19 protein-coding genes are annotated in these 23,743 nt (G+C 72.1%); 12 read left to right on the top strand and 7 right to left on the bottom strand.

Annotation, left to right across the window (positions count from 1 at the left end):
* The first annotated feature begins 80 nt into the window (after positions 1-80).
* A complete protein-coding gene (locus ABT354_RS09955) occupies positions 81-683 on the top strand; it encodes a hypothetical protein (protein WP_351491410.1) in 603 nt (200 codons plus the stop codon).
* 35 nt (positions 684-718) lie between these two features.
* On the opposite strand, the gene ABT354_RS09950 is transcribed toward ABT354_RS09955, so the two are convergent.
* Positions 719-1,285, bottom strand: a complete 567-nt coding sequence (locus ABT354_RS09950; protein WP_351491407.1) for an adenylosuccinate lyase — start codon at positions 1,283-1,285, stop codon at positions 719-721.
* 491 nt (positions 1,286-1,776) lie between these two features.
* Here ABT354_RS09950 and ABT354_RS09945 point away from each other — a divergent pair, with 491 nt between their 5' ends.
* Positions 1,777-3,558 (top strand): 3-hydroxyacyl-CoA dehydrogenase family protein, encoded by a 1,782-nt coding sequence (locus ABT354_RS09945; protein WP_351491404.1) that lies wholly within the window; start codon positions 1,777-1,779, stop codon positions 3,556-3,558.
* Between the two features lie 251 nt (positions 3,559-3,809).
* On the top strand, positions 3,810-4,736 hold the full coding sequence (locus ABT354_RS09940; protein ID WP_351491402.1) for a TetR family transcriptional regulator: 927 nt from the start codon (positions 3,810-3,812) through the stop codon (positions 4,734-4,736).
* A 24-nt stretch (positions 4,737-4,760) separates the two neighbouring features.
* Here the strand turns inward: ABT354_RS09940 and ABT354_RS09935 are convergent, their stop codons facing one another.
* Entirely contained in the window at positions 4,761-6,434 is a 1,674-nt protein-coding gene (locus ABT354_RS09935; protein ID WP_351491400.1) for a PLP-dependent aminotransferase family protein, read from the bottom strand.
* A gap of 431 nt (positions 6,435-6,865) precedes the next feature.
* Between ABT354_RS09935 and ABT354_RS09930 the strand changes: the two genes are divergently transcribed.
* The 9 genes from ABT354_RS09930 (at position 6,866) to ABT354_RS09890 (ending at position 18,612) form a co-directional block, all read left to right on the top strand.
* On the top strand, positions 6,866-9,628 hold the full coding sequence (locus ABT354_RS09930) for a glycosyl hydrolase family 95 catalytic domain-containing protein (RefSeq protein ID WP_351492028.1): 2,763 nt from the start codon (positions 6,866-6,868) through the stop codon (positions 9,626-9,628).
* A gap of 468 nt (positions 9,629-10,096) precedes the next feature.
* The gene (gene ccrA, locus ABT354_RS09925; protein ID WP_351491398.1) at positions 10,097-11,437 is read left to right on the top strand and encodes a crotonyl-CoA carboxylase/reductase; all 1,341 of its coding nucleotides are present in this window, start codon (positions 10,097-10,099) and stop codon (positions 11,435-11,437) included.
* 9 nt (positions 11,438-11,446) lie between these two features.
* Positions 11,447-13,459: a methylmalonyl-CoA mutase family protein gene (locus tag ABT354_RS09920; RefSeq protein WP_351491395.1), complete on the top strand. Its 2,013-nt coding sequence runs from the start codon at positions 11,447-11,449 to the stop codon at positions 13,457-13,459.
* Positions 13,456-14,454, top strand: a complete 999-nt coding sequence (locus tag ABT354_RS09915; protein WP_351491393.1) for an HpcH/HpaI aldolase/citrate lyase family protein — start codon at positions 13,456-13,458, stop codon at positions 14,452-14,454. Before ABT354_RS09920 ends, ABT354_RS09915 begins: the two co-directional genes overlap by 4 nt.
* 6 nt (positions 14,455-14,460) lie before the next feature.
* Entirely contained in the window at positions 14,461-15,105 is a 645-nt protein-coding gene (locus ABT354_RS09910) for a MaoC family dehydratase (protein WP_351491390.1), read from the top strand.
* 3 nt (positions 15,106-15,108) lie between these two features.
* Positions 15,109-16,314, top strand: coding sequence for an acyl-CoA dehydrogenase family protein (locus ABT354_RS09905; protein ID WP_351491388.1), 1,206 nt, complete (start codon positions 15,109-15,111; stop codon positions 16,312-16,314).
* A gap of 170 nt (positions 16,315-16,484) precedes the next feature.
* On the top strand, positions 16,485-17,141 hold the full coding sequence (locus ABT354_RS09900; protein WP_351491386.1) for a phosphatidylserine decarboxylase: 657 nt from the start codon (positions 16,485-16,487) through the stop codon (positions 17,139-17,141).
* On the top strand, positions 17,134-17,988 hold the full coding sequence (gene pssA, locus ABT354_RS09895; protein WP_351492026.1) for a CDP-diacylglycerol--serine O-phosphatidyltransferase: 855 nt from the start codon (positions 17,134-17,136) through the stop codon (positions 17,986-17,988). Before ABT354_RS09900 ends, pssA begins: the two co-directional genes overlap by 8 nt.
* Before the next feature lie 129 nt (positions 17,989-18,117).
* A complete protein-coding gene (locus tag ABT354_RS09890; RefSeq protein WP_351491383.1) occupies positions 18,118-18,612 on the top strand; it encodes an NUDIX domain-containing protein in 495 nt (164 codons plus the stop codon).
* A gap of 37 nt (positions 18,613-18,649) precedes the next feature.
* On the opposite strand, the gene ABT354_RS09885 is transcribed toward ABT354_RS09890, so the two are convergent.
* The 5 genes from ABT354_RS09885 to ABT354_RS09865 all read right to left on the bottom strand — a co-directional run bounded on the left by ABT354_RS09885 (position 18,650) and on the right by ABT354_RS09865 (position 23,700).
* Positions 18,650-19,171, bottom strand: coding sequence for a methylated-DNA--[protein]-cysteine S-methyltransferase (locus ABT354_RS09885; RefSeq protein ID WP_351491381.1), 522 nt, complete (start codon positions 19,169-19,171; stop codon positions 18,650-18,652).
* A gap of 11 nt (positions 19,172-19,182) precedes the next feature.
* Positions 19,183-20,658 carry a DNA-3-methyladenine glycosylase 2 family protein gene (locus ABT354_RS09880; RefSeq protein ID WP_351491378.1) on the bottom strand — a complete coding sequence of 492 codons (1,476 nt, stop codon included), beginning with the start codon at positions 20,656-20,658 and terminating at the stop codon, positions 19,183-19,185.
* A 124-nt stretch (positions 20,659-20,782) separates the two neighbouring features.
* Positions 20,783-21,298: an O-acetyl-ADP-ribose deacetylase gene (locus ABT354_RS09875; protein WP_351491376.1), complete on the bottom strand. Its 516-nt coding sequence runs from the start codon at positions 21,296-21,298 to the stop codon at positions 20,783-20,785.
* Positions 21,295-22,719, bottom strand: a complete 1,425-nt coding sequence (locus ABT354_RS09870) for a phytoene desaturase family protein (protein WP_351491373.1) — start codon at positions 22,717-22,719, stop codon at positions 21,295-21,297. Before ABT354_RS09870 ends, ABT354_RS09875 begins: the two co-directional genes overlap by 4 nt.
* A gap of 156 nt (positions 22,720-22,875) precedes the next feature.
* Positions 22,876-23,700, bottom strand: coding sequence for an inositol monophosphatase family protein (locus ABT354_RS09865; RefSeq protein WP_351491371.1), 825 nt, complete (start codon positions 23,698-23,700; stop codon positions 22,876-22,878).
* Positions 23,701-23,743 lie beyond the last annotated feature (43 nt).

Here is a 23,743-nt window from a genome sequence, read left to right as displayed (position 1 = left end):
GACGCTTGTCCCACCCCCGCCCCGGTCCCAAAGCTGGTGGACGTCAACACGACCAGCCCGACCAGGGGGATCGCACCACCATGAACACGTTCCGTACCGCCACCGTCAGCGCCGTCGTCACCGCGCTCGGCGCCGCCTCGCTCGCCTTCGCCACCGCCGCTCCCGTCCAGGCGGCACCCAAGCCGGCCTTCCTCGCGGCGAAGGAGCTGCCCGCCTCGCTCACCGCGTGGACGGCGGACCCGGTGGCGCAGGGCAAGGCGGACGACTTCTGCTACGCCAAGGCGCTGCCGAAGAAGGGCAGCTCGCACCGGGAGTTCCGGACCGAGCTGGACACCTCCGCCGTACAGACGGTGACCGTCGCCGCCTCCGCCACCGAGGCCAAGAAGCTGGTCACCAAGGTCCGCGCCGCCGTCGAGGGCTGCCTGGAGGAGCTGCGGGCCGAGGACCCGGGGCTGACCGGCAAGGAGAAGTACCACGGGCGGATCGCCGTCGAGGAGGGCGCCCATGTCTACAGCCTGGACACCGCCACCGCGCACGGGGCGACCGATATCCACCTCTACTCGGTGGGCCGTGACGGCCGTACGGTCACCGTCGTCCACTGGGGCCAGCTCGGCGATCTGGCGGACGCCCCGCTGAAGGGCTTCCAGAAGACCGCGCGCACCTCGGTCGCCAAGCTGTACTGACGGGGCACCGGGCTCCGCCGGGGACGGCGGGGCCCTCAGCCGATGCGGGCCAGCGCCGCCTGTGCCGCCGCCGCCAGCCGGGGGTGGGCACGGGCGGCGCTCAGCACGGGCGCGGCCCGGGGGTCGCCGAGGGCTCCCAGCCCCTCCACACAGGCGAGCGCCACCCGCCCATGGGGATCGCCGGGGGCGAGCCGCCGCCGGAGGGCGGTGATGAGGGCGGGTACGGACTCGGGGGCACGCAGCCGGGTGAGCAGCCGGACGGGGACCAGGGCGTAGGCAACGCGCAGTTCATTGGTGGCGAGCGCGGCCGCTGCGCGGGCGGTGCGGGGGTCGCCCAGGACGAAGAGGGCGTGCGCGGCGGAGACACAGCGCTCCGGATCGCGGTGGTTGAGCAGCAGCACCAGGGACTCGAAGGCTCTGCGGTCCCCCGCGCAGCCGAGCCGGAAGGCCGCCGTCTCCCGTGCCCAGAGGGGCCGGTCCGGCGCGGTGAGGGCGGTGGCCAGCTCGTCGAGGTCGGCCGTCGCCAACAGCCGCTCGTACTCCGCCGGTCCGCCGGACTCGGCCCGCAACCGCTCGGCCAGCGAGCGTAATTCCTCGTCCATGACGATCAGCGTAGCCCGGCGGGGGCGGGGAGCCGGGTGCGCGACCCACATCACACCCACAGGGGTATGGCGCGCTCGTTACCCGCCAGTTAACCTCATGTGAGCGGGTCAACCCCGCGACAGCTCGGGCGGCCTGGTGACGCAGCCGCCCCGAGTGCCGTCGGTTCGAGCACCATCCCGGTCCGGGTCGCCTCGCGGACCGGGCCAGGCGCGGCTCCGGGACAGGGCCCGCCGCCCGTACCACGCCCGGTGGGCCGCCTGTGCCCGCTCGACGCGCCTTCACCCCTCCCACCTCCGCACGCGGCATCCGCATCGCGCATCGCGGATCCGCGCACGCACGCCGCTGTACGCACGCCACCGCACGCGCCTCGCCACAGGCATGCCTTCCGCCTGTACGCCCCGGTACGCCCTCCGTATGCCGCATGCCGTATGCCGTCCGCGGGCGAGGCACCGCACCCTCTCTCAGTCGTCACTCACCCTGGAGTCCTCCGATGGACACTCCTCTCCCCACCGTCGCCGTGGTCGGTCTCGGCACCATGGGTACCGGTATCGCCGAGGTCCTCGCCCGCTCCGGCCGGACGGTCGTCGGCGTCGACATCAGCGCCGACGCCGTCCGCTCCGCCACCGCCGTGCTCGCGGCCGCCACCGCCCGCTCGGTGACCCGGGGCCGGATCACCGAGCGGGAGCGCGAGCGGGTCCTCGACCGCTTCCGCGCCCACCACGATCTCTCCGCCGTCGCCGACGCCGATCTGGTGATCGAGGTGGTCAGTGAGGACTACGAGGTCAAGCGCGGGGTACTGCGTGAACTGGACGGTGTCGTCCGGCCCGGGACCATCGTGGCCACCGGTACCAACGCCCTCTCGGTGACCCGGCTGGCCGCCGACTCCGCGTACCCCGAACGGGTGCTGGGGATGCACTTCTTCAATCCCGCCCCGGCGATGAAACTGGTGGAGATCGTCTCCTCGGTGCTCACCGCCCCCTGGGCGGTCGAGGCGGTCACCGCGCTCGCCCGGGAGCTGGGCAAGGAGCCGGTCGCCGCCGGGGACCGCCCCGGATTCGTCGCCGACGGGCTGCTCTTCGGCTATCTCAACCAGGCGGCGGCGATGTACGAGTCGCGGTACGCCTCCCGGGAGGACATCGACGCGGCCATGCGCCTCGGCTGCGGTCTGCCGATGGGGCCGCTCGCCCTGCTCGATCTGATCGGGATCGACACCGCCCGTACCGTCCTGGAGGCGCTGCACTCCGCCTCCGGCGACCGGTCGCACGCCCCGGCACCGGTGCTGCGGCAGCTCAGCGACGCCGGGCTGACCGGGCGCAAGGCGGGGCGCGGCTTCTACACCTATGCCGCCCCGGGCACCGGTGAGGTGCTGCCCGACCGGCTCACCCCGGGGCCGTCCGCCACCCTGGCGGCGGGCCGCGAGGTGCGGTCGGTGGGCATCGCCGGCTCGGGCACCATGGCGGCCGGGATCGCCGAGGTCTTCGCCCGCTCCGGCTACGGGGTGGTGCTGGCCGCCCGTTCCGAGCGGAAGGCGACCGGGGCCCGGGAGCGGATCGCCGCCTCCCTCGCCCGCTCGGTGGCCAAGGGCCGGATCGGTGCCGAGGCGGCGGAGGGGACCCTGGAGCGGATCCGGACAGCCGGCTCCCTCGACGCCTTCGGCGAGGCCGATCTGGTGCTGGAGGCGGTGGCCGAGGTGCTGGAGGTCAAGCGGGCGCTCTTCGCCACCCTGGACAAGGTGTGCCGGCCGGGGGCGGTGCTGGCGACGACGACCTCCTCCCTGCCGGTGGTGGTCTGCGCCCGGGCCACCACCCGTCCCGAGGATGTGATCGGGATGCACTTCTTCAACCCGGCTCCGGCGATGCGGCTGGTGGAGGTCGTCCGTACGGTGCTCACCTCGGACGAGACCCATGCGACCGTGCGGGCGGTGACCGCCACCCTGAAGAAGCACCCCGTGGACTGCGGCGACCGGGCCGGGTTCATCGTCAACGCCCTGCTGTTCCCGTATCTGAACAACGCGGTGAAGATGGTGGAGAACCACTACGCCTCGCTCGACGAGATCGACGCGGCGATGAAGCTGGGCGGCGGCTATCCGATGGGGCCGTTCGAACTCCTCGACACGGTGGGGCTGGATGTCTCGCTGGCGATCGAACGCGTCCTCCACCAGGAGTTCCGGGAGCCGGGGCTGGCCCCGGCGCCGCTGCTGGAACGCCTGGTCGCGGCGGGGTGTCTGGGCCGCAAGACGGGACGCGGCTTCCGCGAGCACCTCGGGCGGTGACCGACCCCCGGATTCCGGTCCGGCCCCCGGGACTCCCGCCGGGCCCGCGCCCCGACCGCGTACCCACCACCGGACCCACCCCCACGCCGGGTTCCGGTTCGGGCCAGGGGACAGGCCCCTGGGCGCGCGGGGCCGACGGGCCCGGCGGGGCTCATCCGGCCGGGCCCGGAGCGGAGGGCTCCGGGACGGCCGGCGGACGGCCCCCCACCGGGCCGGCCCGGGGTGCCCCCCAGGCCCCCGATCCTGCGCGAATGCAGTACGTTCAGGTCATGCCCCAGCCCGCCAGGACCCCCCGCCCGAAGTCGTCCGCCGACGCCCCCGAGACCGCCGCGGGCACCCGTGCCGCCGCCCAGCGGCTGAAGATGCGCCGCGAACTGGCGGCGGCGGCGATGGAGCTGTTCGCGACCAAGGGGTACGAGGCGACCACCGTCGACGAGATCGCCGCCACCGCGGGGGTCGCCCGGCGGACGTTCTTCCGCCACTTCCGCTCCAAGGAGGAGGCGATCTTCCCGGACCACGACGACACCCTCGTCCGGGCGGAGGCGGTGCTGAACGCGGCACCCGCCCACGAGCCTCCGCTGGACACGGTCTGCCGGGGCATCAAGGAGGTGATGCGGATGTACGCCGCGTCGCCCGCGGTCTCGGTGGAGCGCTATCGGCTGACCCGTGAGGTGCCCACCCTGCGGGAGCGGGAGATCGCCTCGGTGGCCCGCTACGAACGGCTCTTCACCCGCTATCTGCTGGGGCACTTCGACGAGCGCGACCACCACGACGGCAATGACGACCCGCTGCTGGCGGAGGTCGCCGCGTCCGCCGTCGTCACGGCGCACAACCATGTCCTGCGGCGCTGGCTGCGGGCGGGCGGCGAGGGCGATGTCGAGGGCCGGCTCGACCACGCGTTCGCGATCGTACGGGAGACCTTCGGCACGGGGATCGGCTCCGGCCACCCCCGGACACCGGGAGCCGCCGACGGCACCGCACCGCCCGCGGCCACCGGATCGAGCCCCGGCTCCGGCACCGGCTCCGGGACCGAGGAGGCGCCCGCCCGGCCCGCCGTCACCGCCGTACCGGCGACGATGGGCGCGGACGAGGTGCTGGTCGCCGTGGCCCGTACCGACGCCCCGCTCGACGACGTCATGCGGACGATCGAACGCGCCCTCCAGGCCCATCGCGCCTAGCCTCCGGGCCCGGACGACGCGGTATCAGGCGGGATCGGGGAGGGGCGGCCGGACGGCGCCCTCCTCCCCGGAGCGGTCGAAGGCCCCGGGCCGGGAGAGATCGTCGACCAGTTCGTCGATCAGCTCCTGGGTCACATGCGGCATCACATAGACATGGCTGTAGTCATGGCGCTCGCCCTGGAGGTCGAGCGGGACACAGGCCAGGGTGTACTTCGCGGTGATCTCCGCCCGGGGCTGCTGGAACCACACACTCAGGGCGTGGTCGCCGTGCCCGACCTCGATCCCGTTCTCCGCCCAGGGCTCACCGCGCTCCCGGAGGACGGCGCTCAGCTCCCTGAGCCGGCCCGCCGTGTACTCGGCGACCCGCAGCGTCCCGGCGGCCTGCCGCACCTGCTCCTCCTCGCCGAACTGTGCGAGATGGTTCCACATCGCCAGCGAGGCGAAGCCGCTGCGGGACCCCGCGAAGGTGCTGTCCGGCGAGGAGACCACCGCCGGATCGGAGGGCGGGCGCAGCTTGGTCCCCGCGCGGGAGAGGAAGATCCCGGTGGGTACCGGCGCCCCCGGGTACTTGTGCCCGCTGGTGACGATCGAGGAGACCTCCGGGATCCGGAAGTCGAAGACCGGCGGGGCGCTCTCCAGCAGACCGGCGTCGCGCCCCTTCTCCAAGTAGGGGGCGTAGGCGCCGCCGAGGGCTCCGTCGACATGCACCCAGTACCCGTTCCGTACGCTGATCCGGTCCGGGTCGTCGGGGTCGAACCGCACCTCGCGGTCGACCAGGCCATGGGCCGCGAAGACCGGCCGGAGCCGCTCGCAGGCGGTCGCGACATCGTCGTAGGCGCCCTTGAAGACGCTGCCGACATTGAAGTTGACGAGGACGGGGTGGCCCTTCGCGGCGAAGAACTCCACCAGCGGAACGAGGGCGTCGATGTCGACGGTGCCCGGTCCCGCGTCGCCCCCGGTGGTGGGGACGCCGCCCAGGGGCCAGCCGTTGTACGTCCGGGTGCCGGTCCCGGACAGATCGATCGGGCACTCCCCCGGGTAGCGGCTGCCGCCCAGATCGTAGAAGGTCGGGATGTCCAGCACCCGCATGGCCTTGATGTGGGAGTAGTGGGTCTCCTGGGAGAAGAAGGCCACCGGGGCGTAGGCGTTGGGGTTGTCGTCGGGGTGCCGGGCCCGGAGATAGGTGGTGCGGCAGCTCGCGGCCCCGGAGATCTCGTCGCGGACCAGGGCGTTGCCGTCGAGGTAGTCGCGGGCGTTCCACAGGGCGTAGAGATTGCCCTCGGTGCTGCCCATGGAGAGGACATAGCCCCAGGCGTCGTCGTTCCGGGGGCGGGTGGGGTCCTCGGGCAGCGGCGCGTGCCAGAGCCGGGCGTAGTGTTCGAGCACCGCGCGCTCCAGCCACCGTGAGTGGAGGCTGAAGCGGCTGTCGACGAACGGATCCCCGGCATTGTTGATGTGGTGGCGGAGGAAGCGGCCGAGGGGGACATGGCCGTCGAGCGAGAGGTTGACCTGGTAGCCGAGCATCCGGGCTCGGTGCCGGTCGAGGTGCTCCTCCAGCCGGGCGAGGACCGCCGTCCGGCGTTCGTCGGTGAATCCCTCGGGGCCCAGCCGGTAGTCGTCGTCCGTCGGCGGCCCCGACGGCACCCGGGGCGCCTCTGCGGGGGCTTCGGAGGGGGCGGCGGCAGGTACATCGGTCATGGTGTTCCGGCTCCTTTCCGCGCCCCAGCGTAGGGAGATTCCTCCGCCCGTTTGCTGTAATTGATGTGTTTATTTCTTCTGAACTCTTTCAGGTGAAATGAAGGATCCGCTCGCATGACCCCGGGTGGGAAGGGCGCGGCCGCCGCCACCCGTGATCCATTGGGTGGCCCGTATCCATAGCCATCAATCCCCCGATGTTTGCTTTCACTTGACGCACCAAAGCTCTCTTCTTACGCTCCAACCCGTTCAGTCATCGGATCACTGTGCACGTCCTTGGACGGAGTTGATCAGTCGTGTCCGTGAGCAGGCGCGGGTTTCTGGGACAGGTGGCCGCCGGAGCGGCGGCCGGTACGGCGGGCGGGGCGGTGACCGGCGCCGTGACACCCGCCCAGGCCGCCCCCGCCGGACCACACGACGGCCCCCTGCGCGGTATGCGCTCCGACCAGGAGTGGGAACACTTCCTCGCCGGACAGGACCTGATCTGGAAGAGACTTCCGCGCACCTGGTACGAGGGGCCCTTCCTCGGCAACGGCCTGCTGGGCTCGATCGTCTACGCCGAACCCGGCGAGAACGCCCTGCGCTTCACCGTCCACCACAGCGAGGTCCAGGACCACCGCCCCGAGTTCGGCAACGAATGGGGGGTGGCCCGGCTCCCCGTCGGCAATCTGGTGCTCACCCCCATGGGCACCATCACCGGGGTCGACCTCCGCCTCGACCTGTGGAACGCCGAGGTCGCCGGCATCGTCACCACCGATCGCGGCACCCTGCGGCTGCGCGCCCTGGTGCACAACGACCGCACCCTGCTGATCGTGACCGCCCGGCCCAGCAAGGGCGAGGAGGGCTTCCGCTGGGAGTTCCGGCCCTCCCCCGCCATCAGCCCCCGGATCGTACGGGAGGACCCGCCGAAGGACTTCCCGCCCAACCCGCCGCCCGTCACCCGCCAGGAGGACGGACTGACCGTCGTCACCCAGGCGCTGTACGCGGGCGGGCAGACCGCCACCGCCCACCGCGAGCGCCGCCGGGGCCGGGAGCGCAGCCTTCTGCTGGGCGTGGCCCACTCCCACCCGGCGTCGGACGCCGAACCCCGGGTGGTCGCCGCCGTCCGCAGGGCCTCCGCACTGCCGGTGGGGGCGCTGCGGCGGACCCACCGCGACTGGTGGCACCGCTACTACCGCAAGAGCTTTCTCTCCGTCCCCGACCAGCTGCTCCAGAGCTTCTACTGGATCCAGCTCTACAAGCTGGGCTGCGCCGCGCGGGCGCACGCCCCGGTCATGGCGACCACCGGGCCCTGGCTGGAGCCGACCCCCTGGCCGAGTGTGTGGTGGAACCTCAACGCCCAGCTGGAGTACTGGCCCGTCTACGGCTCCAACCATCTGGAGCTGGACGCCATCCCCCGTACCCTCGGCGAGAACACCGACATCCTGATCGGCGCGCTCCGGCCGCCCTACCGGCACGACTCGGCGGGGCTGCGCCGCTCGACGGACGCCCAGTGCGACGACGCGGGGTCGGTGGGCGTGCCCGGGGTCGGCGACCCCGAGGTGGGCAATCTCCCCTGGGCGCTCCACAATGTGTGGCTGACCTACCGCCACACCCTGGACCGCCGGGTCCTGGAGGATGTCCTCTTCCCGCTGCTGCGCCGCTCCACCAACTACTATCTGCACTTCCTCACCACCGGCGCGGACGGCCGGCTGCATCTGCCGAAGACCTTCTCGCCGGAGTACGGCAGCGCCCCGGACTGCCATTACGATCTGGCGCTGATCCGCTGGAGCTGCACCACCCTGCTGGAGACGGTCCGGCTGCTGAAGCGGTCCGACCCCCTGGAGTCGCGCTGGCGCGAGGTGCTGGAGAAGCTCACCGACTATCCGGTGGACGACAAGGGGTTCATGGTGGGGGCGGGGGTGCCCTTCGCCAGGTCGCACCGGCACTACTCCCATCTGCTCGCCGTCTATCCGCTCTACCTGGTCACCTGGGACCAGCCGGAGCACCGGGATCTGATCGCGCGCTCGCTCCAGCACTGGATCGGCTTCGAGGGGGCGCTGCGCGGCTACAGCTTCACCGGGGCCGCGTCGATCGCCACCCAGATGGGCCGGGGCGAGGAGGCCCTGCGCCATCTGCGGGAGCTGGTGGCCCGGTTCATCCAGCCGAACACCATGTACTACGAGGCCGGTCCGGTGATCGAGACCCCGCTGTCGGGGGCGATGACCCTGCACGACATGGTCTGCCAGAGCTGGGGCGGGGTGATCCGGATCTTCCCCGGAGTGCCGGCGGAGTGGGCCGACATCACCCTGCATGACTTCCGTACCGAGGGTGCCTGCCTGGTCAGCGCGGTGCGCCGGGACGGGGCCACCCGCTGGGTCCGGGTACGCGCGGTGGGCGCGGCGCCGCCGCGACGGGTGGCGGACGGGGACCGGGTCCGGGTGCGGCACTCGCTGACGGGCCCGGTGACCGTGTCGGGCGTCGGGGGTCCCGCCCCCGAATGGCGGGATCTGGGCGGCGGCGAGGTGGAGCTGGAGCTGCCGCGCCGGACGGAGGCGCTGATCCATCCCCGGGGCGGCCGGCCCGATACGACGGTGGCCCCGGTACGGATCACCCGGCCCGCCCCGCCATGGGGTCTGCCGCCGCTGGGGCCGACCGGCGGGGTGACCCCGGTCGATCTCACCGGCCATCTGGACAACGACGGCATCACCACGGAGATGTTCTTCGGGGACGGCGACTTCGACGGCACCGGGCGCACCTATCCGATGGCGCAGCTGCCCCAGACGGGCCGGACCACGGACGACCGGATCACCTTCTCGTTCACCAATGGGAGCGAGGGTTCGGCGAACAATGTGATCGCCGGGGGGCAGCGGATCGCGGTCCCGGCCGGTTCCTATGCCCGGCTCCATGTGCTGGGTTCGGGTGACACCGGGAATGTGACGGTCCCGGCGGTGCTGACCTACGAGGACGGTTCGGTCCAGAGCGTGCCGGTGCGGCTGACGGGCTGGCTGTCGGGTCCGGCGTACGGGGAGACGGAGGCGGTGCGGACCGGCCAGATCCACACCCGGGGCGGGCCGGTGGGCACCAAGGCGGCCATCTTCCATCAGCGGGTGGCGGTGGATCCGGCGCGACGGCTGGTGTCGGTGACGCTGAACCGCCCGTCGGGGACGGCACGGGGGCATGTCTTCGCGCTCTCGCTGGAGGCCCCGGTGGAGTGAGTCCCGGCGCCGTCGCAGGTCGAGGCCGTCCCGTCGAGGCGCATGCCACGGGACGGCCTTGCGCCGTACCCGGCCGCGCGCGAGGGGGCCGCCGCCCCCGGGCTGCCTCTCAGAAGGACCGCCCGTTTCCGCTCATGCGTGACCGGACCGGAACGGATGAGGGAATTTTCTGGCACGGAGTGTCTTGTCAGCTGACACGCAGTGCCATACGTTGAGCTTGTCCGGGTGGCCGGCGCGACACGGATCCGCTGCGCGCCGGCTGTCCCCACGGGCCCTCGCGGTCCGTGCGCCCGGCCGCCTGCGTCACAGGCTCCCGCACCACCCAGCGACCGTATCCGCGCCACCGCGCACCGCTTCGCAGCACCCGCCGAACCGACGGCACACCTTCACAGCACAGCGCTCATCGACCCTCACTCCTGAGCGGGGGATCCTCCGGGATCCCCCGACCGCTTCGCCGGAGGCACCACCGTGAAGGAAATCCTGGACGCGATCCAGTCGGCGGACAGCACGCCCGACGACTTCGCCGCGCTGCCGGTCCCCGAGTCCTACCGTGCCGTGACGGTGCACAAGGACGAGGCCGAGATGTTCGCCGGGCTGACCACCCGGGAGAAGGATCCGCGCGCATCGCTGCACATCGAGGAGGTGCCGGTGCCGGAACTCGGCCCCGGCGAGGCCCTGGTGGCCGTGATGGCCAGCTCCGTGAACTACAACACGGTCTGGACCTCGATCTTCGAACCCTTGTCGACCTTCGGTTTCCTGGAGCGCTACGGACGCCGCTCCGAGCTGACCCGGCGGCACGACCTCCCGTACCACGTCATCGGCTCCGACCTCGCGGGCGTCGTGCTGCGGACCGGACCGGGGGTCAACTCCTGGCAGCCCGGCGACGAGGTCGTCGCGCACTGCCTCTCCGTCGAGCTGGAGTCCAGCGACGGCCACAACGACACCATGCTCGACCCCGAGCAGCGGATCTGGGGCTTCGAGACCAACTTCGGCGGGCTGGCCGAGATCGCGCTGGTCAAGTCGAACCAGCTGATGCCCAAGCCCGCCCATCTGACCTGGGAGGAGGCGGCGGCCCCCGGGCTGGTCAACTCGACCGCCTACCGGCAGCTGGTCTCCCGCAACGGCGCCGGGATGAAGCAGGGCGACAACGTCCTGATCTGGGGTGCCAGCGGTGGACTGGGCTCCTACGCCACCCAGTTCGCGCTGGCCGGGGGCGCCAACCCGATCTGTGTGGTGTCCTCGCCCCAGAAGGCCGAAATCTGCCGGGCGATGGGCGCCGAGGCGATCATCGACCGGAACGCCGAGGGGTACCGGTTCTGGGAGGAGGACGGCCTGCGGCAGGACCCGCGCGAGTGGAAACGTTTCGGCAAGCGCATCCGCGAGCTGACCGGCGGCGAGGACGTCGACATCGTCTTCGAGCACCCCGGCCGGGAGACCTTCGGCGCCTCGGTCTATGTGACCCGCAAGGGCGGCACCATCGTCACCTGCGCCTCCACCTCCGGCTACACCCATGAGTACGACAACCGCTATCTCTGGATGTCGCTGAAGCGGATCATCGGCTCCCACTTCGCCAACTACCGCGAGGCCTGGGAGGCCAACCGGCTGATCGCCAAGGGGAGGATCCACCCGACGCTGTCGAAGGTCTATTCCCTGGCGGAGACCGGGCAGGCCGCCCATGACGTCCACCGCAATGTCCACCAGGGCAAGGTCGGTGTGCTGTGTCTGGCCCCCCGCGAAGGGCTCGGGGTCCGCGACCACGGACTCCGCGCCCGCCATCTCGACGCCATCAACCTCTTCCGCAGCAGCTGAGGCCCCGTCATGCCGTCTCGACCCAAGGACCGGCCGTGGCTCATGCGCACCTACGCGGGGCACTCCACCGCCGAGGCCTCCAATGAGCTGTACCGCCGCAATCTCGCGAAGGGCCAGACCGGTCTGTCGGTCGCCTTCGATCTGCCCACCCAGACCGGATACGACCCCGACCATGTCCTCGCCCGGGGCGAGGTCGGCCGGGTCGGGGTCCCCGTCGCCCATCTCGGCGATATGCGGAAGCTCTTCCGGGACATCCCGCTGGAGCGGATGAACACCTCGATGACCATCAACGCCACCGCCATGTGGCTGCTGGCGCTCTACCAGGTCGTCGCCGAGGAACAGGGCGCGGATCCCGGCGCCCTCCAGGGGACCACCCAGAACGACATCGTCAAGGAGTACCTCTCCCGGGGCACCCATGTCTTCCCGCCGGGCCCCTCGCTCCGGCTGACCACCGACATGATCGCCTATACGGTCCACCATCTCCCCAGGTGGAACCCGATCAACATCTGTAGCTACCACCTCCAGGAGGCCGGGGCCACCCCCGTCCAGGAGATCTCGTACGCCCTCTCCACCGCCGTCGCCGTGCTGGACGCGGTCTTCGCCTCCGGACAGGTGCCCCCCGAGCGCCGGGGCGAGGTGGTGGGCCGGATCTCCTTCTTTGTGAACGCGGGCGTCCGCTTCATCGAGGAGATGTGCAAGATGCGGGCCTTCTCCCGGCTCTGGGACGAGGTCACCCGGGAGCGGTACGGCATCGAGGACGCCCGGCAGCGGCGCTTCCGCTACGGCGTCCAGGTCAACTCCCTGGGGCTGACCGAGGCCCAGCCGGAGAACAACGTCCAGCGGATCGTGCTGGAGATGCTGGCCGTCACCCTCTCCAAGGACGCCCGCGCCCGCGCCGTCCAGCTGCCCGCCTGGAACGAGGCGCTGGGGCTGCCGCGCCCCTGGGACCAGCAGTGGTCGCTCCGGATCCAGCAGGTACTGGCCCATGAGTCCGATCTGCTGGAGTACGAGGACATCTTCGCGGGCTCCCATGTCATCGAGGCCGAGGTGACCGCCCTGATGGACGAGTGCCGTACGGAGATGGCGCGGATCGAGGAGATGGGCGGGGTGATGGCCGCCGTGGAATCCGGCTATCTCAAGTCCCGGCTGGTCACCTCGCACGCCGAGCGGCGGGCCCGGATCGAGTCCGGCGAGGAGAAGATCATCGGGGTCAATGTCTTCGAGGCGACCGAGCCGAGCCCGCTCACCGCCGACCTGGACACCGCCATCATGACGGTGGACCCCGCCAATGAGGCCCGGGTCGTCGCCGCGCTGCACGCCTGGCGCGAGGAGCGCGACGAGGTACGCGCCACCGAGGCGCTCACCGCGCTGCGGAAGGCGGCGGCCGGGACCACCGCCCTGATGCCCGTCACCCTGGAGTGCGCCCGCGCCGGGGTCACCACCGGGGAGTGGGCCTGGGCGCTGCGCGATGTCTTCGGCGAGTTCCGGGCACCCACCGGGGTCTCCTCGGCGCCGCTGACCGGCGTCGCCGGGCCGGGCACCCCGCTGGCCTCGGTCCGGGCCAAGGTGAGCCGGACCGCCGAGGAGCTGGGGTGCGGCCGGCTGCGGCTGCTGGTGGGCAAGCCGGGGCTCGACGGCCACTCCAACGGCGCCGAGCAGATCGCCGTACGGGCCAGGGACGCCGGGTTCGAGGTGGTCTACCAGGGCATCCGGCTGACCCCCCAGCAGATCGTCTCGGCCGCGCTCGCCGAGGACGTCCACTGTGTGGGGCTCTCCATCCTCTCCGGCTCGCACGGGGAACTCGTCCCGGATGTGCTGGCGCGGCTGCGGGCCGCCGGGGCGGCGGAGCTGCCGGTGATCGTGGGGGGCATCATCCCCGCCGCCGACGCCGCCGCGCTCCGGGCCGCGGGGGTGGCCGCCGTCTTCACCCCGAAGGACTTCGGCATCACGGAGATCATCGGCCGTATCGTCGACGAGATCCGTACCGCGAACAGGCTCGACCCTCTGGAGGTCCCCGTATGATCCGCCCGCCCGCGTCCCCGCAGGCCGTGTCCGCCCCGTCCGTGAACCGTCTGCGGCCCCGCCGCTCCTGTCTGGCGGTGCCCGGCTCCAGCCCCCGCTTCCTGGAGAAGGCCCAGCAGCTCCCCGCGGACCAGGTCTTCCTGGATCTGGAGGACGCCTGCGCCCCGCTGGCCAAGCCGGAGGCCCGGCACACCATCGTGAAGTTCCTCAACGAGGGCGACTGGACCGGGAAGACCCGGGTGGTCCGGGTCAACGACTGGACCACCCAGTGGACCTACCGCGATGTGGTCACCGTGGTCGAGGGCGCCGGGCAGAACCTCGACTGTGTGATGCTGCCGAAGGTGCAGGACGCCCAGCAGATCGTGGCGCTGGATCTGCTGCTCACCCAGATCGAGCGGACGATGGGCTTCGAGGTGGGCCGGATCGGCATCGAGGCGCAGATCGAGAACGCCGCCGGGCTGGTGAACGTGGACGCCATCGCCGCCGCCTCGCCCCGGATCGAGACCATCATCTTCGGCCCGGCCGACTTCATGGCCTCGATCAATATGAAGACCCTGGTCGTCGGCGAGCAGCCGCCGGGGTATCCGGCCGACGCCTACCACTACATCCTCATGCGGCTGCTGATGGCCGCCCGGATGCACAACCTCCAGGCGATCGACGGACCCTATCTCCAGATCCGGAACGTGGACGGCTTCCGCGAGGTCGCGGGCCGCTCCGCCGCCCTGGGCTTCGACGGCAAGTGGGTGCTCCACCCGGGCCAGGTCGAGGCCGCCAACGAGGTCTACTCGCCCGCACAGGAGGACTTCGACCGCGCCGAACTGATCCTGGACGCCTACGACTGGTACACCTCCGAGGCCGGCGGGCGGAAGGGGTCGGCGATGCTCGGCGACGAGATGATCGACGAGGCCAGCCGGAAGATGGCGCTCGTCGTCTCCGGAAAGGGCCGCGCGGCCGGTATGACCCGTACATCCGTCTTCCAGCCCCCGGAGGTCTGATCCCCCATGCAGTTCGGCCGCACCTATGAGGAGTTCACCGTCGGGGACGTCTACCGGCACTGGCCCGGCAAGACCGTCACCGAGTACGACGACCATCTCTTCTGTCTGCTCACCATGAACCACCATCCGCTCCATCTGGACGCGCACTACGCGGAGCACACCACCGACTTCGGCCGGAACGTGGTCGTGGGCAACTATGTGTACTCGCTGCTGCTGGGGATGTCGGTCCCGGATGTGTCGGGGAAGGCCATCGCCAATCTGGAGGTCGAGTCGCTGCGGCATGTGGCGCCGACCTTCCACGGCGACACCGTGTACGGCGAGTCCACCGTGCTGGAGAAGACGCCGTCCCGGTCGAAGCCGGACCGGGGGATCGTGCGGGTGGAGACCCGGGGGTACAAGCAGGACGGGACGGTGGTGTGCGTCTTCCGGCGGGCGGTGATGGTGCCGACCGAGGCGTATGTGACGGAGCGCGGCGGGGAGCAGCCGGGGCGGCCGGTGCCCGCCGCCTGGCCTCCCGCACCTCCCGCACCTCCCGCTCCTTCTGCGCCGAGCCCGGCGCCCGCACCCGCACCCGCACCCGCACCCGCACCCGCACCGGAGCCCGCCACAGCCGCCACGACCCCCACGCACGCCACGACCACGGAGCGGTGACCCATGGCACGACTCGCCCAGACACCTGGCCTGACCGACGTCCAGCGGGAGATCCTGGCGACCGTCCGGGACTTCGTCGACAAGGAGATCCTCCCGGTCGCCACCGCGCTGGAGCACCGCGACGAGTACCCCCAGGACATCGTCGACGGGCTGAAGGAGCTGGGGATCTTCGGGCTGATGATCCCGGAGGAGTACGGCGGTCTCGGTGAGTCGCTGCTCACCTACGCGCTGTGCGTGGAGGAGATCGCCCGGGGGTGGATGTCGGTCTCGGGGATCATCAACACCCACTTCATCGTCGCGTACATGCTCCAGCAGCACGGCACCCAGGAGCAGAAGGACACCTTCCTGCCGCGGATGGCACTGGGCGAGGTGCGGGGGGCCTTCTCGATGTCCGAGCCGGGCCTCGGCTCCGATGTGTCGGCGATCACCTCCCGGGCGGTCCGGGACGGCGACGACTTCATACTGAGCGGCCAGAAGATGTGGCTGACCAACGGCGGCACCTCCTCGCTGGTGGCGGTCCTGGTGCGCAGTGACGAAGGACACCCCGAGGGGACGCCCCCGCATCGGTCGATGACCACCTTCCTGATCGAGAAGGAGCCCGGCTTCGGCGAGGTCAGGCCGGGTCTGACCATCCCGGGGAAGATCGAGAAGATGGGGTACAAGGGGGTCGACACCACCGAGATGATCATGGACGGCCTGCGGATACCCGCGGACCGGGTGCTCGGCGGGGCGACCGGCCGCGGTTTTTACCAGATGATGGACGGCGTCGAGGTCGGCCGGGTCAATGTGGCCGCGCGCGGCTGCGGTGTCGCCCAGCGCGCCTTTGAGCTGGGCGTCTCCTATGCCCAGCAGCGCCATGCCTTCGGCCGGGCCATCGCGGGGCACCAGGCCGTCCAGTTCCGGCTCGCCGAAATGGCCACCAAGGTGGAGGCCGCTCATGCGATGATGGTGAATGCGGCACGCAAAAAGGACTCCGGGGAGCGAAACGACCTGGAGGCGGGGATGGCGAAGTACCTCGCCGCGGAGTACTGCAAGGAGGTCGTCGAGGATTCCTTCCGGATCCACGGCGGCTACGGCTTCTCGAAGGAGTACGAGATCGAGCGGCTCTACCGGGAGGCACCGATGCTGCTGATCGGTGAGGGCACCGCCGAGATCCAGAAAATGATCATCGGTCGGAGACTGCTGGAGGAGTACCGCATCCAGGGTTGATTGTCGGGTTTGAGGCGGTTTATCAGCGAAGAAGATCACACCCCGTCATCAGCTTCCGGCCGCCGACTCGGCTTCTGGCTTTCCCAGTTACCGCTTGCACCCGATAGCATCGACGGAAAGCCGCCATCGCCCGTCAACCAGTGCGGCATCGTCCGCTACGAAGGTCATCCATGCCCCACAGCCAAACCTCTGCACACCGCGACAGCCTTGCCGGCGTACGCATCGCACGCGGAGCATCGCCGTGGCTTCTGCCGACCGTCGCCACGGCAGCGCTCAGCCTGGCCCGTGCGCGCCGCTCCCGGCGTGCCGCGGCCATCGCCGTACCCGCCACCGCGCTCGCGGCGGGCATGCTGTGGTTCTTCCGCGACCCCGAGCGCGAGATCGCCCCGGGCAGGGTCATCTCCCCCGCCGACGGCGTGGTGCAGAGCATCATGCCGTGGAAGGACGGACGCACCCGCGTCGCGATCTTCATGAGCCCGCTGAATGTCCATGTCAATCGCGCCCCGCTGGCCGGCACGGTGACCTCGGTCGAGCATGTTCCCGGTGGCTTCGTTCCCGCCTTCAACAAGGAGAGCGAGAACAACGAGCGGGTGGTCTGGCACTTCGACACCGAGCTGGGCGACATCGAGATGGTGCAGATCGCCGGAGCGGTCGCCCGGCGCATCGTGCCGTACCTGCCCCAGGGCACCAAGGTCGAGCAGGGGGATCGCATCGGCCTGATCCGCTTCGGCTCGCGCGTCGACATCTATCTTCCCGAGGGTGTCGAGGTCGCGGTCGAGGTCGGTCAGACCACGACCGCGGGGGTGACTCGCATTGACCGTGATTGATCCTGATACACAGGCCGGGTGGGTCGCCGAAGCGGAGGCGGACGCCGAGGACGAAGCCGAGGAGATGCCTCTCTCGCTCCGTCTCTCGATAGCGGACGCCCTCACGCTCGGTAACGCCACCTGTGGATTCATGGCGGTGTACTTCACCACCACCGGAATCCTCATCCCGCACATCACCGGCAGCCAGGAGACGGGGATGGCGCGCCACAGCGCCGCCACCGCCGTGATCCTGATGCTGGCGGCGGCGGTGTTCGACCTGTTCGACGGATTGGTGGCCCGCAAGCTGCGCAGCTCCCCGATGGGCGCGGAGCTGGACAACCTCTCCGATCTGATCAGCTTCGGACTCGCACCGGCCTACTTCGTCCTGGTCTGGGGCATGGTCGACGACCGGGCGTATCAGAACGTCTCCGCGGTGGCGGCGATCGTGGTGCTCCTCGCGGTGGTGCTACGGCTGGCCAGATTCTCCTGTGTGACGATGAAGGACGGCATGTTCCAGGGCATGCCGAGCCCGTTCGGCGCGCTCACCATCGTCTCCATCGTCCTGCTGGAGCTGCCGTTCATCCCGACGCTGCTGGCGATCGTGGGCACGGCCTGGCTGATGGTGAGCCGGGTGGAGTACCCGAAGCCGCGCGGGGTCCTCGCGGTGGCGATGCTCGGCTGGATCGTCTCCGCGATGGGGCTGCTGGCGGCCTGGGCCTTCGACGCGCCCGGCGGTCAGATGCTGCTCCAGACGGGCTGTGCGCTCCAGGTGGTCCTGGGCGCGGTGATCCCGCTCTTCGCGACGGCGCGGCGGGTGAACACCTTCCGCTACAACCGCCGTGAGGCACGGACGGCGCACCACTCCTGACGCCCCCGGCGACAACGCCCGAAGGGCCCGGACACCCCAGGTGTCCGGGCCCTTCGGCGTCCCCGCGGGCCCCCGCCCCAGGGCCCGCAGTCCAGCCCGATCCCGATGAAAGACCCTAGGGTGGCTCCCATGACCACGGAGTACGCCACCTATATCGCATCCCTTCCCCGGATCCTCGCCGCCGCCTCCCTGCTGGTCCGCGACCCCGGGGGCCGCTGTCTGATCGTGGAGCCGAACTACCGCGAGGGGTGGACCCTGCCCGGCGGCACGGTCGAGTCCGACGCCGGGGAGTCCCCGCGGGACGCCGCCCGCCGGGAGACCCTGGAGGAGGTCGGGCTGGACATCGAGCCCGGCCCGCTGCTCGCCGTCGACTGGTCGCGCGGCCCGCTCCGGCCGCCGATCGCGGCCTATGTCTACGACGGGGGCGTCCTGGACCCGGAGCGGTTCTCGGCGATCAGGCTCCAGGAGTCGGAGCTGCTCTCCTGGCGGCTGGTGGCCCCCGCCGAGCTGCCCGGGTTCCTGCCGGAGCGGCTGGCGGAGCGGGTGGCCTCCGCACTGGGGGCGCTGGCGGCGGGGCGGGGCCCGGTGGAGCTGGTGGACAGCAGCCCGGTGACCGTCCCATAGGCTCCCCGGCCCCGGGCCCCGCCGGGAACGGGCCCGGTCAGAAGAGCGCCAGGGTGTCACCGCCGGGCGCGGCGCTCCCATCCGTACCGCCCGCCTCGAAGGCGAGCAGCCTGCGCTTGCGGGGCAGTCCGCCGCCGTAGCCGATCAGGCTGCCGCCGGAGCCGATGACCCGGTGGCAGGGGACGATGATGGAGACGGGGTTCTTGCCGTTGGCGAGCCCCACGGCACGGGAGGCGGCCGGGTTGCCCAGCTCCTCGGCCAGCTCGCCGTAGGTCCGGGTCTCCCCGTACGGGATGGCCAGCAGCCGCTCCCAGACCCGGCGCTGGAAGTCGGTGCCCGCGAAGGCGAGCGGAAGATCGAAATCGGTCAGCTCCCGGGCGAAGTACGCCTCCAGCTGGCGGAGGGCCTCGGTGAAGGGGGCCGCGTCCCGCTCGCCGAAGGTGGCCTCGTCGGGGCGGTGGCGCTGGTCGGTCATGTAGAGCCCGCTCAGCGTCCCGTCGGTGGCGACGAGGGTCAGCTCGCCGTAGGGGCTGTCGACAACGGTGTGCTGCCTGGTCATGGCGGACGTCCTCAGCTCGGGAGATGGTTGATGGGATGGTCGTCGGTGGCCCAGAGGTACTGGACGGCATAGGCCCGCCAGGGCCGCCAGGCCGCCGCGTGGGCGGTGAGGGCGGCGGGGGTGCCGGGCAGCCCGAGGGCGGTGGCGGCCCGGCGCATGCCGAGGTCGCCGGGGAGGAAGGCATCGGGGTCGCCGAGGGCGCGCATGGCGATCACCTCGACGGTCCAGGGGCCGAAGCCGGGCAGGGCGCCCAGGGCGGCGCGGGCCTCGTCCCAGTCGGTGTCGACGCCGAGGCTCAGCGAGCCGTCGGCGAGCGCCGCCACCAGGGTGGTCAGGGTGGTACGGCGGCTGCGCGGCAGGGCCAGGGTCTCGGGGTCGAGACCGGCCAGCGCCCCGGGCGAGGGGAAGAGATGGGTGAGCCCGCCGCCGGGGTCCGTGATCCGCTCGCCGTGGGCCCGGACCAGCCGGGCGGCGTGGGTACGGGCGGCGGCGGTGGAGACCTGCTGACCGAGGACGGCCCGTACGGCGAACTCGGCCGCGTCCACCGTCCTCGGCACCCGGCGGCCGGGGGCCGCGTCGACCAGCGGCGCCAGCAGCGGGTCCCGGCGCAGCCGGCCGTCCACCGCCACCGGGTCGGCGTCGAGGTCGAGCAGCCGGCGGCAGCGGTTGATGGCGAGGGTGAGGTCGCGCGGGTCGGTGAGGGCGAGCCGACAGGCGATATGGCCGGGCCGGGGGGTGAGCGAGACGGTGCCATGGCCATGGGGCAGCCGCAGGGTGCGCCGGTAGGCGCCGTCCCGCCACTCCTCGACCCCGGGGACGGCGGTCGCGGCGAGATGGCCGAACAGATTGCTCGGTTCGAGGGGTTCCCGGTAGGGCAGCCGCAGGGTGATCACCCCGGGTGCGGGCGGGCCCGGGGTGGTGGAGCGGGCCGCCCGGGCGCGCAGCTCGCCGGGGGCGAGGGCGAAGACCTCGCGGACGGTCTCGTTGAAGGTGCGGACGGAGGAGAAGCCCGCCGCGAAGGCGACCTCCGCGAACGGCAGGGCGGTGGTCTCGATGAGCAGCCGGGCGGTCTGCGCGCGCTGGGCACGGGCGAGGGCGAGCGGGCCCGCGCCCACCTCGGCGCCGAGCTGCCGCTCGATCTGCCGGGTGGAGTAGCCGAGCCGGGCGGCGAGCCCGGGGACGCCCTCCCGGTCCACCACACCGTCCCCGATCAGGCGCATGGCCCGGGCGACGGTGTCGGCGCGCGCGTTCCACTCGGGGGAGCCGGGGCTGGTGTCGGGCCGGCAGCGCTTGCAGGCGCGGAACCCGGCCTGCTGGCAGGCGGCGGCGCTCGGGTAGAAGGTCATGTTCTCGGGCTTGGGGGGCACCACCGGACAGCTGGGACGGCAGTAGATACCGGTGGTCAGGACGGCGGTGAAGAACCAGCCGTCGAAGCGGGCGTCCTTGGACTGGACGGCGCGGACACAGCGCTCGGTCTCGGTGTGCATGACTCCAGGATCCGGTACCGCGCACGGGTCTGCTGGCGGAAAAACGACATCACCCTGCCCCTGCCTGGTGCCCGTCCGCCGACTTCATGATTCGTCTGAGCGGTTTCCCGGTCGACCGTGTCCATCACTTCCGGTGGACGGCGGCGAACTCGGCGTAGGCATACGCGTCGAAGAGGACGAACCAGACCGTCTCCAGGGGCGGCCCGGCGTGCTCGGTCACGGTGCGCAGCGCGATCCGGGCGGCGTCGTCCAGGGGCCAGCCGTAGACCCCGGTGGAGATCGCCGGAAAGGCGACGGTCCGCGCGCCCAGCTCCGCCGCCACCCGCAGGGACTCCCGGTGGCAGGAGGCCAGCAGCTCGCTCCGGTCCTCCTCGGGGTACCAGACCGGGCCCACGGTGTGGATGACATGGCCGGCCTTCAGCCGCCCGGCGGTGGTGGCGACCGCCTGCCCGGTGGCCAGGCCCCGGCCGTAGTGGGAGGCGCGCAGCGCCCGGCAGGCGGCCAGGATCTCGGGGCCGCCCCGGCGGTGGATGGCGCCGTCGACGCCGCCCCCGCCGAGCAGCGAGGAGTTGGCGGCGTTGACGATGGCGTCGACGCTCATCAGGGTGATGTCGCCCTGGTGGAGGCGGATCTCGGTCATCGCCGGTCGCCCTTCCGCAGGGCGCGCCAGACGGCCTTGGCGGCGTTGTGCCCGGACATGCCGTGCACCCCGGGTCCCGGCCAGGCGGCGGCGGAGCAGAGGAAGACGGCGGGGTGGCGGGTGGCGTACGGGAAGAGCGTGGGCCGGGGTCTCAGGAGCAGCTGGAGCCCGCTGGCGGCGCCGCAGGCGATGTCGCCGCCGACATAGTTGGCGTTGCCCGCGGCGAGCTGCGGGGGTCCGGCCGTGGCGCGGGCGAGCACCCGGTCGCGGAAGCCGGGGGCGAAGCGCTCGATCTGCCGTTCGACGGCGTCGGTGAGGTCGCCGCGCCAGCCGTGGGGGACATGCCCGTACGCCCAGAAGACATGGCGGCCCGCCGGGGCGCGGCCGGGGTCGACCAGGCTGGGCTGGGCGGTGATCAGGAAGGGGGTCTCGGGGGCCGATCCGCCGGTGGCCGCCCGCAGCGCGGTGGCGATGTCCCGGCTGCCGGGGCCGATCTGGACCGTACCGGCCACCCGGGGTTCGGGCGCGGTCCAGGGCACCGGTCCGTCCAGGGCGTAGTCGATCTTGAAGGCGGCGGCGCCGTACCGGTAGCGCTCGTACGCCCGGCCGAGGCCCGCGATCCGGGCGAGGGCGGTGGGCGAGGTGTCGAAGAGATAGGCGCGGGCCGGGGGCAGCTCGTCCAGCCGCTTGACCTCGTAACCGGTGGTCACCTCGCCGCCGAGGTCGCGCAGATAGGCGGTGAGGGCGTCGGAGATGGACTGGGAGCCGCCGCGCGGCAGCGGCCAGCCCTTCTCGTGCGCGGCGAGCGCGAAGAGCAGCCCGACCCCGCTGGTGCCGGGGCCGCTCAGGGGCGCGATGACATGGGCGACCAGTCCGGCGAGCAGGGCGCGGGCCCGGTCGTCGTGGAAGCGCCGCATCAGCGCGGTGTACGGGAGGAGTCCGACCGCGCCGAAGCGGGCCAGACCGACCGGGTCGCGGGGCAGGGCGGTCAGCGGCAGGGACATGAAGTCCCGTACCAGGGTGTCCCAGCGGCCGAGGAAGGGGGTGATCAGCCGGCGGTAGGCGCCCGCGTCCCGGGGGCCGAAGGAGGCGGCGGTACGGGCGACGGAGTGGGCGAGCACGGCGGCGGTGCCGTCGTCGAAGGGGTGGGCCATCGGCAGCTCGGGGTGGAGCCACTCCAGGCCGTACCGGTCCAGCGGCATCCCGGCGAAGGCCGGGGAGCCGATGCCCAGCGGGTGGACGGCGGAGCAGGGGTCGTGCCGGAAGCCCGGCAGGGTCAGCTCCTCGGTGCGCGCGCCGCCGCCGACGGTCTCCCGGGCCTCGAAGACCGCGACCGAGTGCCCTCTGCGGGCCAGTTCGACCGCGGCCGTCAGGCCGTTGGGGCCCGCCCCCACCACGACGGCGTCCAGCATCGGTGTCACACCCGGACTCCTTTGCATCCGATGACGTCCCGAGGGACCGGGTCCCAGGATATTCCCGCCCGGCGGGTGGCCGGACCCGGGGCGTGGCCGGTGCGGGCCCGGGGCCCGGTGGGGTGCGCGCGGGGGTGTCGGGGCCCACCCCCGCGCGCCGGGCCGCTACTGGGCGGCGAGCAGCTCCCGGATCCGCTCGGCGGTGCCCGCCGAGCGGGCGGCGGTGAAGGGCAGGGTGTTGTCGCCGCCGATCCGGAAGGGCTCCCCGGTGAGGGTCCGGTGGTCCCCGCCGGCCTCGGTCACCAGCAGCAGCCCGGCAGCGTGGTCCCAGGCCAGCTCCCAGCTGAAGGCGACGGCGTCCAGCTCGCCCCGGGCGACGGCCAGGTACTCCAGCCCGGCGGAGCCGCACGGCCTGGGCCGTACGCCCTCGGTGCGCAGCCCGAGCAGGGCCCGCTTCTGCGCGTCGGTGGTGTAGTCGGGGTGGGAGGTGGCCACATCGAGGACGGCGTCCGGGGCGGGTTCCCCGGCGTGCAGCCGCTCGCCGTCGAGGAAGGCCCCGCCGCCGCGGACGGCGGTCGCCATCAGGCCGAGTGCGGGGGCGTAGGTCCAGGAGGCCAGGGTCTCGCCCCGGACGGCGAGGGCGACCAGGGTGCAGAAGCCGTCCTCGCCGCGGACGAACTGGCGGGTCCCGTCGACCGGATCGACGATCCACACGGGCCGCTCCTCGCGCAGGGCCCCGTACAGCTCCGGGTCGGCGTGGACCGCCTCCTCCCCCACCACGACGGAGCCCGGCAGCAGGGCGGTCAGGGAGGCGGTGAGGTGTTCCTCGGCGAGCCGGTCGGCGGTGGTGACCAGATCGTGCGGACCGCTCTTGGAGACGATGTCGGCGTCGGCGAGACGGCGGTGGCGGGGCAGGATCTCGGCGGCGGCGGCCTTGCGGATCGCCTCCTCGACGGCGGTCTGATTACCGGCAAGAAAATCATCGATCATATGTCCAGCTAAGCACGGCCGCGGCGGGCTCCGGGGACGGGCC

Source organism: Streptomyces sp. NPDC000594 (assembly GCF_040299965.1).
Taxonomy (GTDB): Bacteria; Actinomycetota; Actinomycetes; order Streptomycetales; family Streptomycetaceae; genus Streptomyces.
This window is presented reverse-complemented; position numbering and strand designations above follow the sequence as displayed.

Coding starts and splice junctions, on each gene's coding strand:
- ABT354_RS09955 (WP_351491410.1), top strand. CDS start 81: ATGAACACGTTCCGTACCGCCACCGTCAGCGCCGTCGTCACCGCGCTC.
- ABT354_RS09950 (WP_351491407.1), bottom strand. CDS start 1,285: ATGGACGAGGAATTACGCTCGCTGGCCGAGCGGTTGCGGGCCGAGTCC.
- ABT354_RS09945 (WP_351491404.1), top strand. CDS start 1,777: ATGGACACTCCTCTCCCCACCGTCGCCGTGGTCGGTCTCGGCACCATG.
- ABT354_RS09940 (WP_351491402.1), top strand. CDS start 3,810: ATGCAGTACGTTCAGGTCATGCCCCAGCCCGCCAGGACCCCCCGCCCG.
- ABT354_RS09935 (WP_351491400.1), bottom strand. CDS start 6,434: ATGACCGATGTACCTGCCGCCGCCCCCTCCGAAGCCCCCGCAGAGGCG.
- ABT354_RS09930 (WP_351492028.1), top strand. CDS start 6,866: ATGCGCTCCGACCAGGAGTGGGAACACTTCCTCGCCGGACAGGACCTG.
- ABT354_RS09920 (WP_351491395.1), top strand. CDS start 11,447: ATGCCGTCTCGACCCAAGGACCGGCCGTGGCTCATGCGCACCTACGCG.
- ABT354_RS09915 (WP_351491393.1), top strand. CDS start 13,456: ATGATCCGCCCGCCCGCGTCCCCGCAGGCCGTGTCCGCCCCGTCCGTG.
- ABT354_RS09910 (WP_351491390.1), top strand. CDS start 14,461: ATGCAGTTCGGCCGCACCTATGAGGAGTTCACCGTCGGGGACGTCTAC.
- ABT354_RS09905 (WP_351491388.1), top strand. CDS start 15,109: ATGGCACGACTCGCCCAGACACCTGGCCTGACCGACGTCCAGCGGGAG.
- ABT354_RS09900 (WP_351491386.1), top strand. CDS start 16,485: ATGCCCCACAGCCAAACCTCTGCACACCGCGACAGCCTTGCCGGCGTA.
- ABT354_RS09890 (WP_351491383.1), top strand. CDS start 18,118: ATGACCACGGAGTACGCCACCTATATCGCATCCCTTCCCCGGATCCTC.
- ABT354_RS09885 (WP_351491381.1), bottom strand. CDS start 19,171: ATGACCAGGCAGCACACCGTTGTCGACAGCCCCTACGGCGAGCTGACC.
- ABT354_RS09880 (WP_351491378.1), bottom strand. CDS start 20,658: ATGCACACCGAGACCGAGCGCTGTGTCCGCGCCGTCCAGTCCAAGGAC.
- ABT354_RS09875 (WP_351491376.1), bottom strand. CDS start 21,298: ATGACCGAGATCCGCCTCCACCAGGGCGACATCACCCTGATGAGCGTC.
- ABT354_RS09865 (WP_351491371.1), bottom strand. CDS start 23,700: ATGATCGATGATTTTCTTGCCGGTAATCAGACCGCCGTCGAGGAGGCG.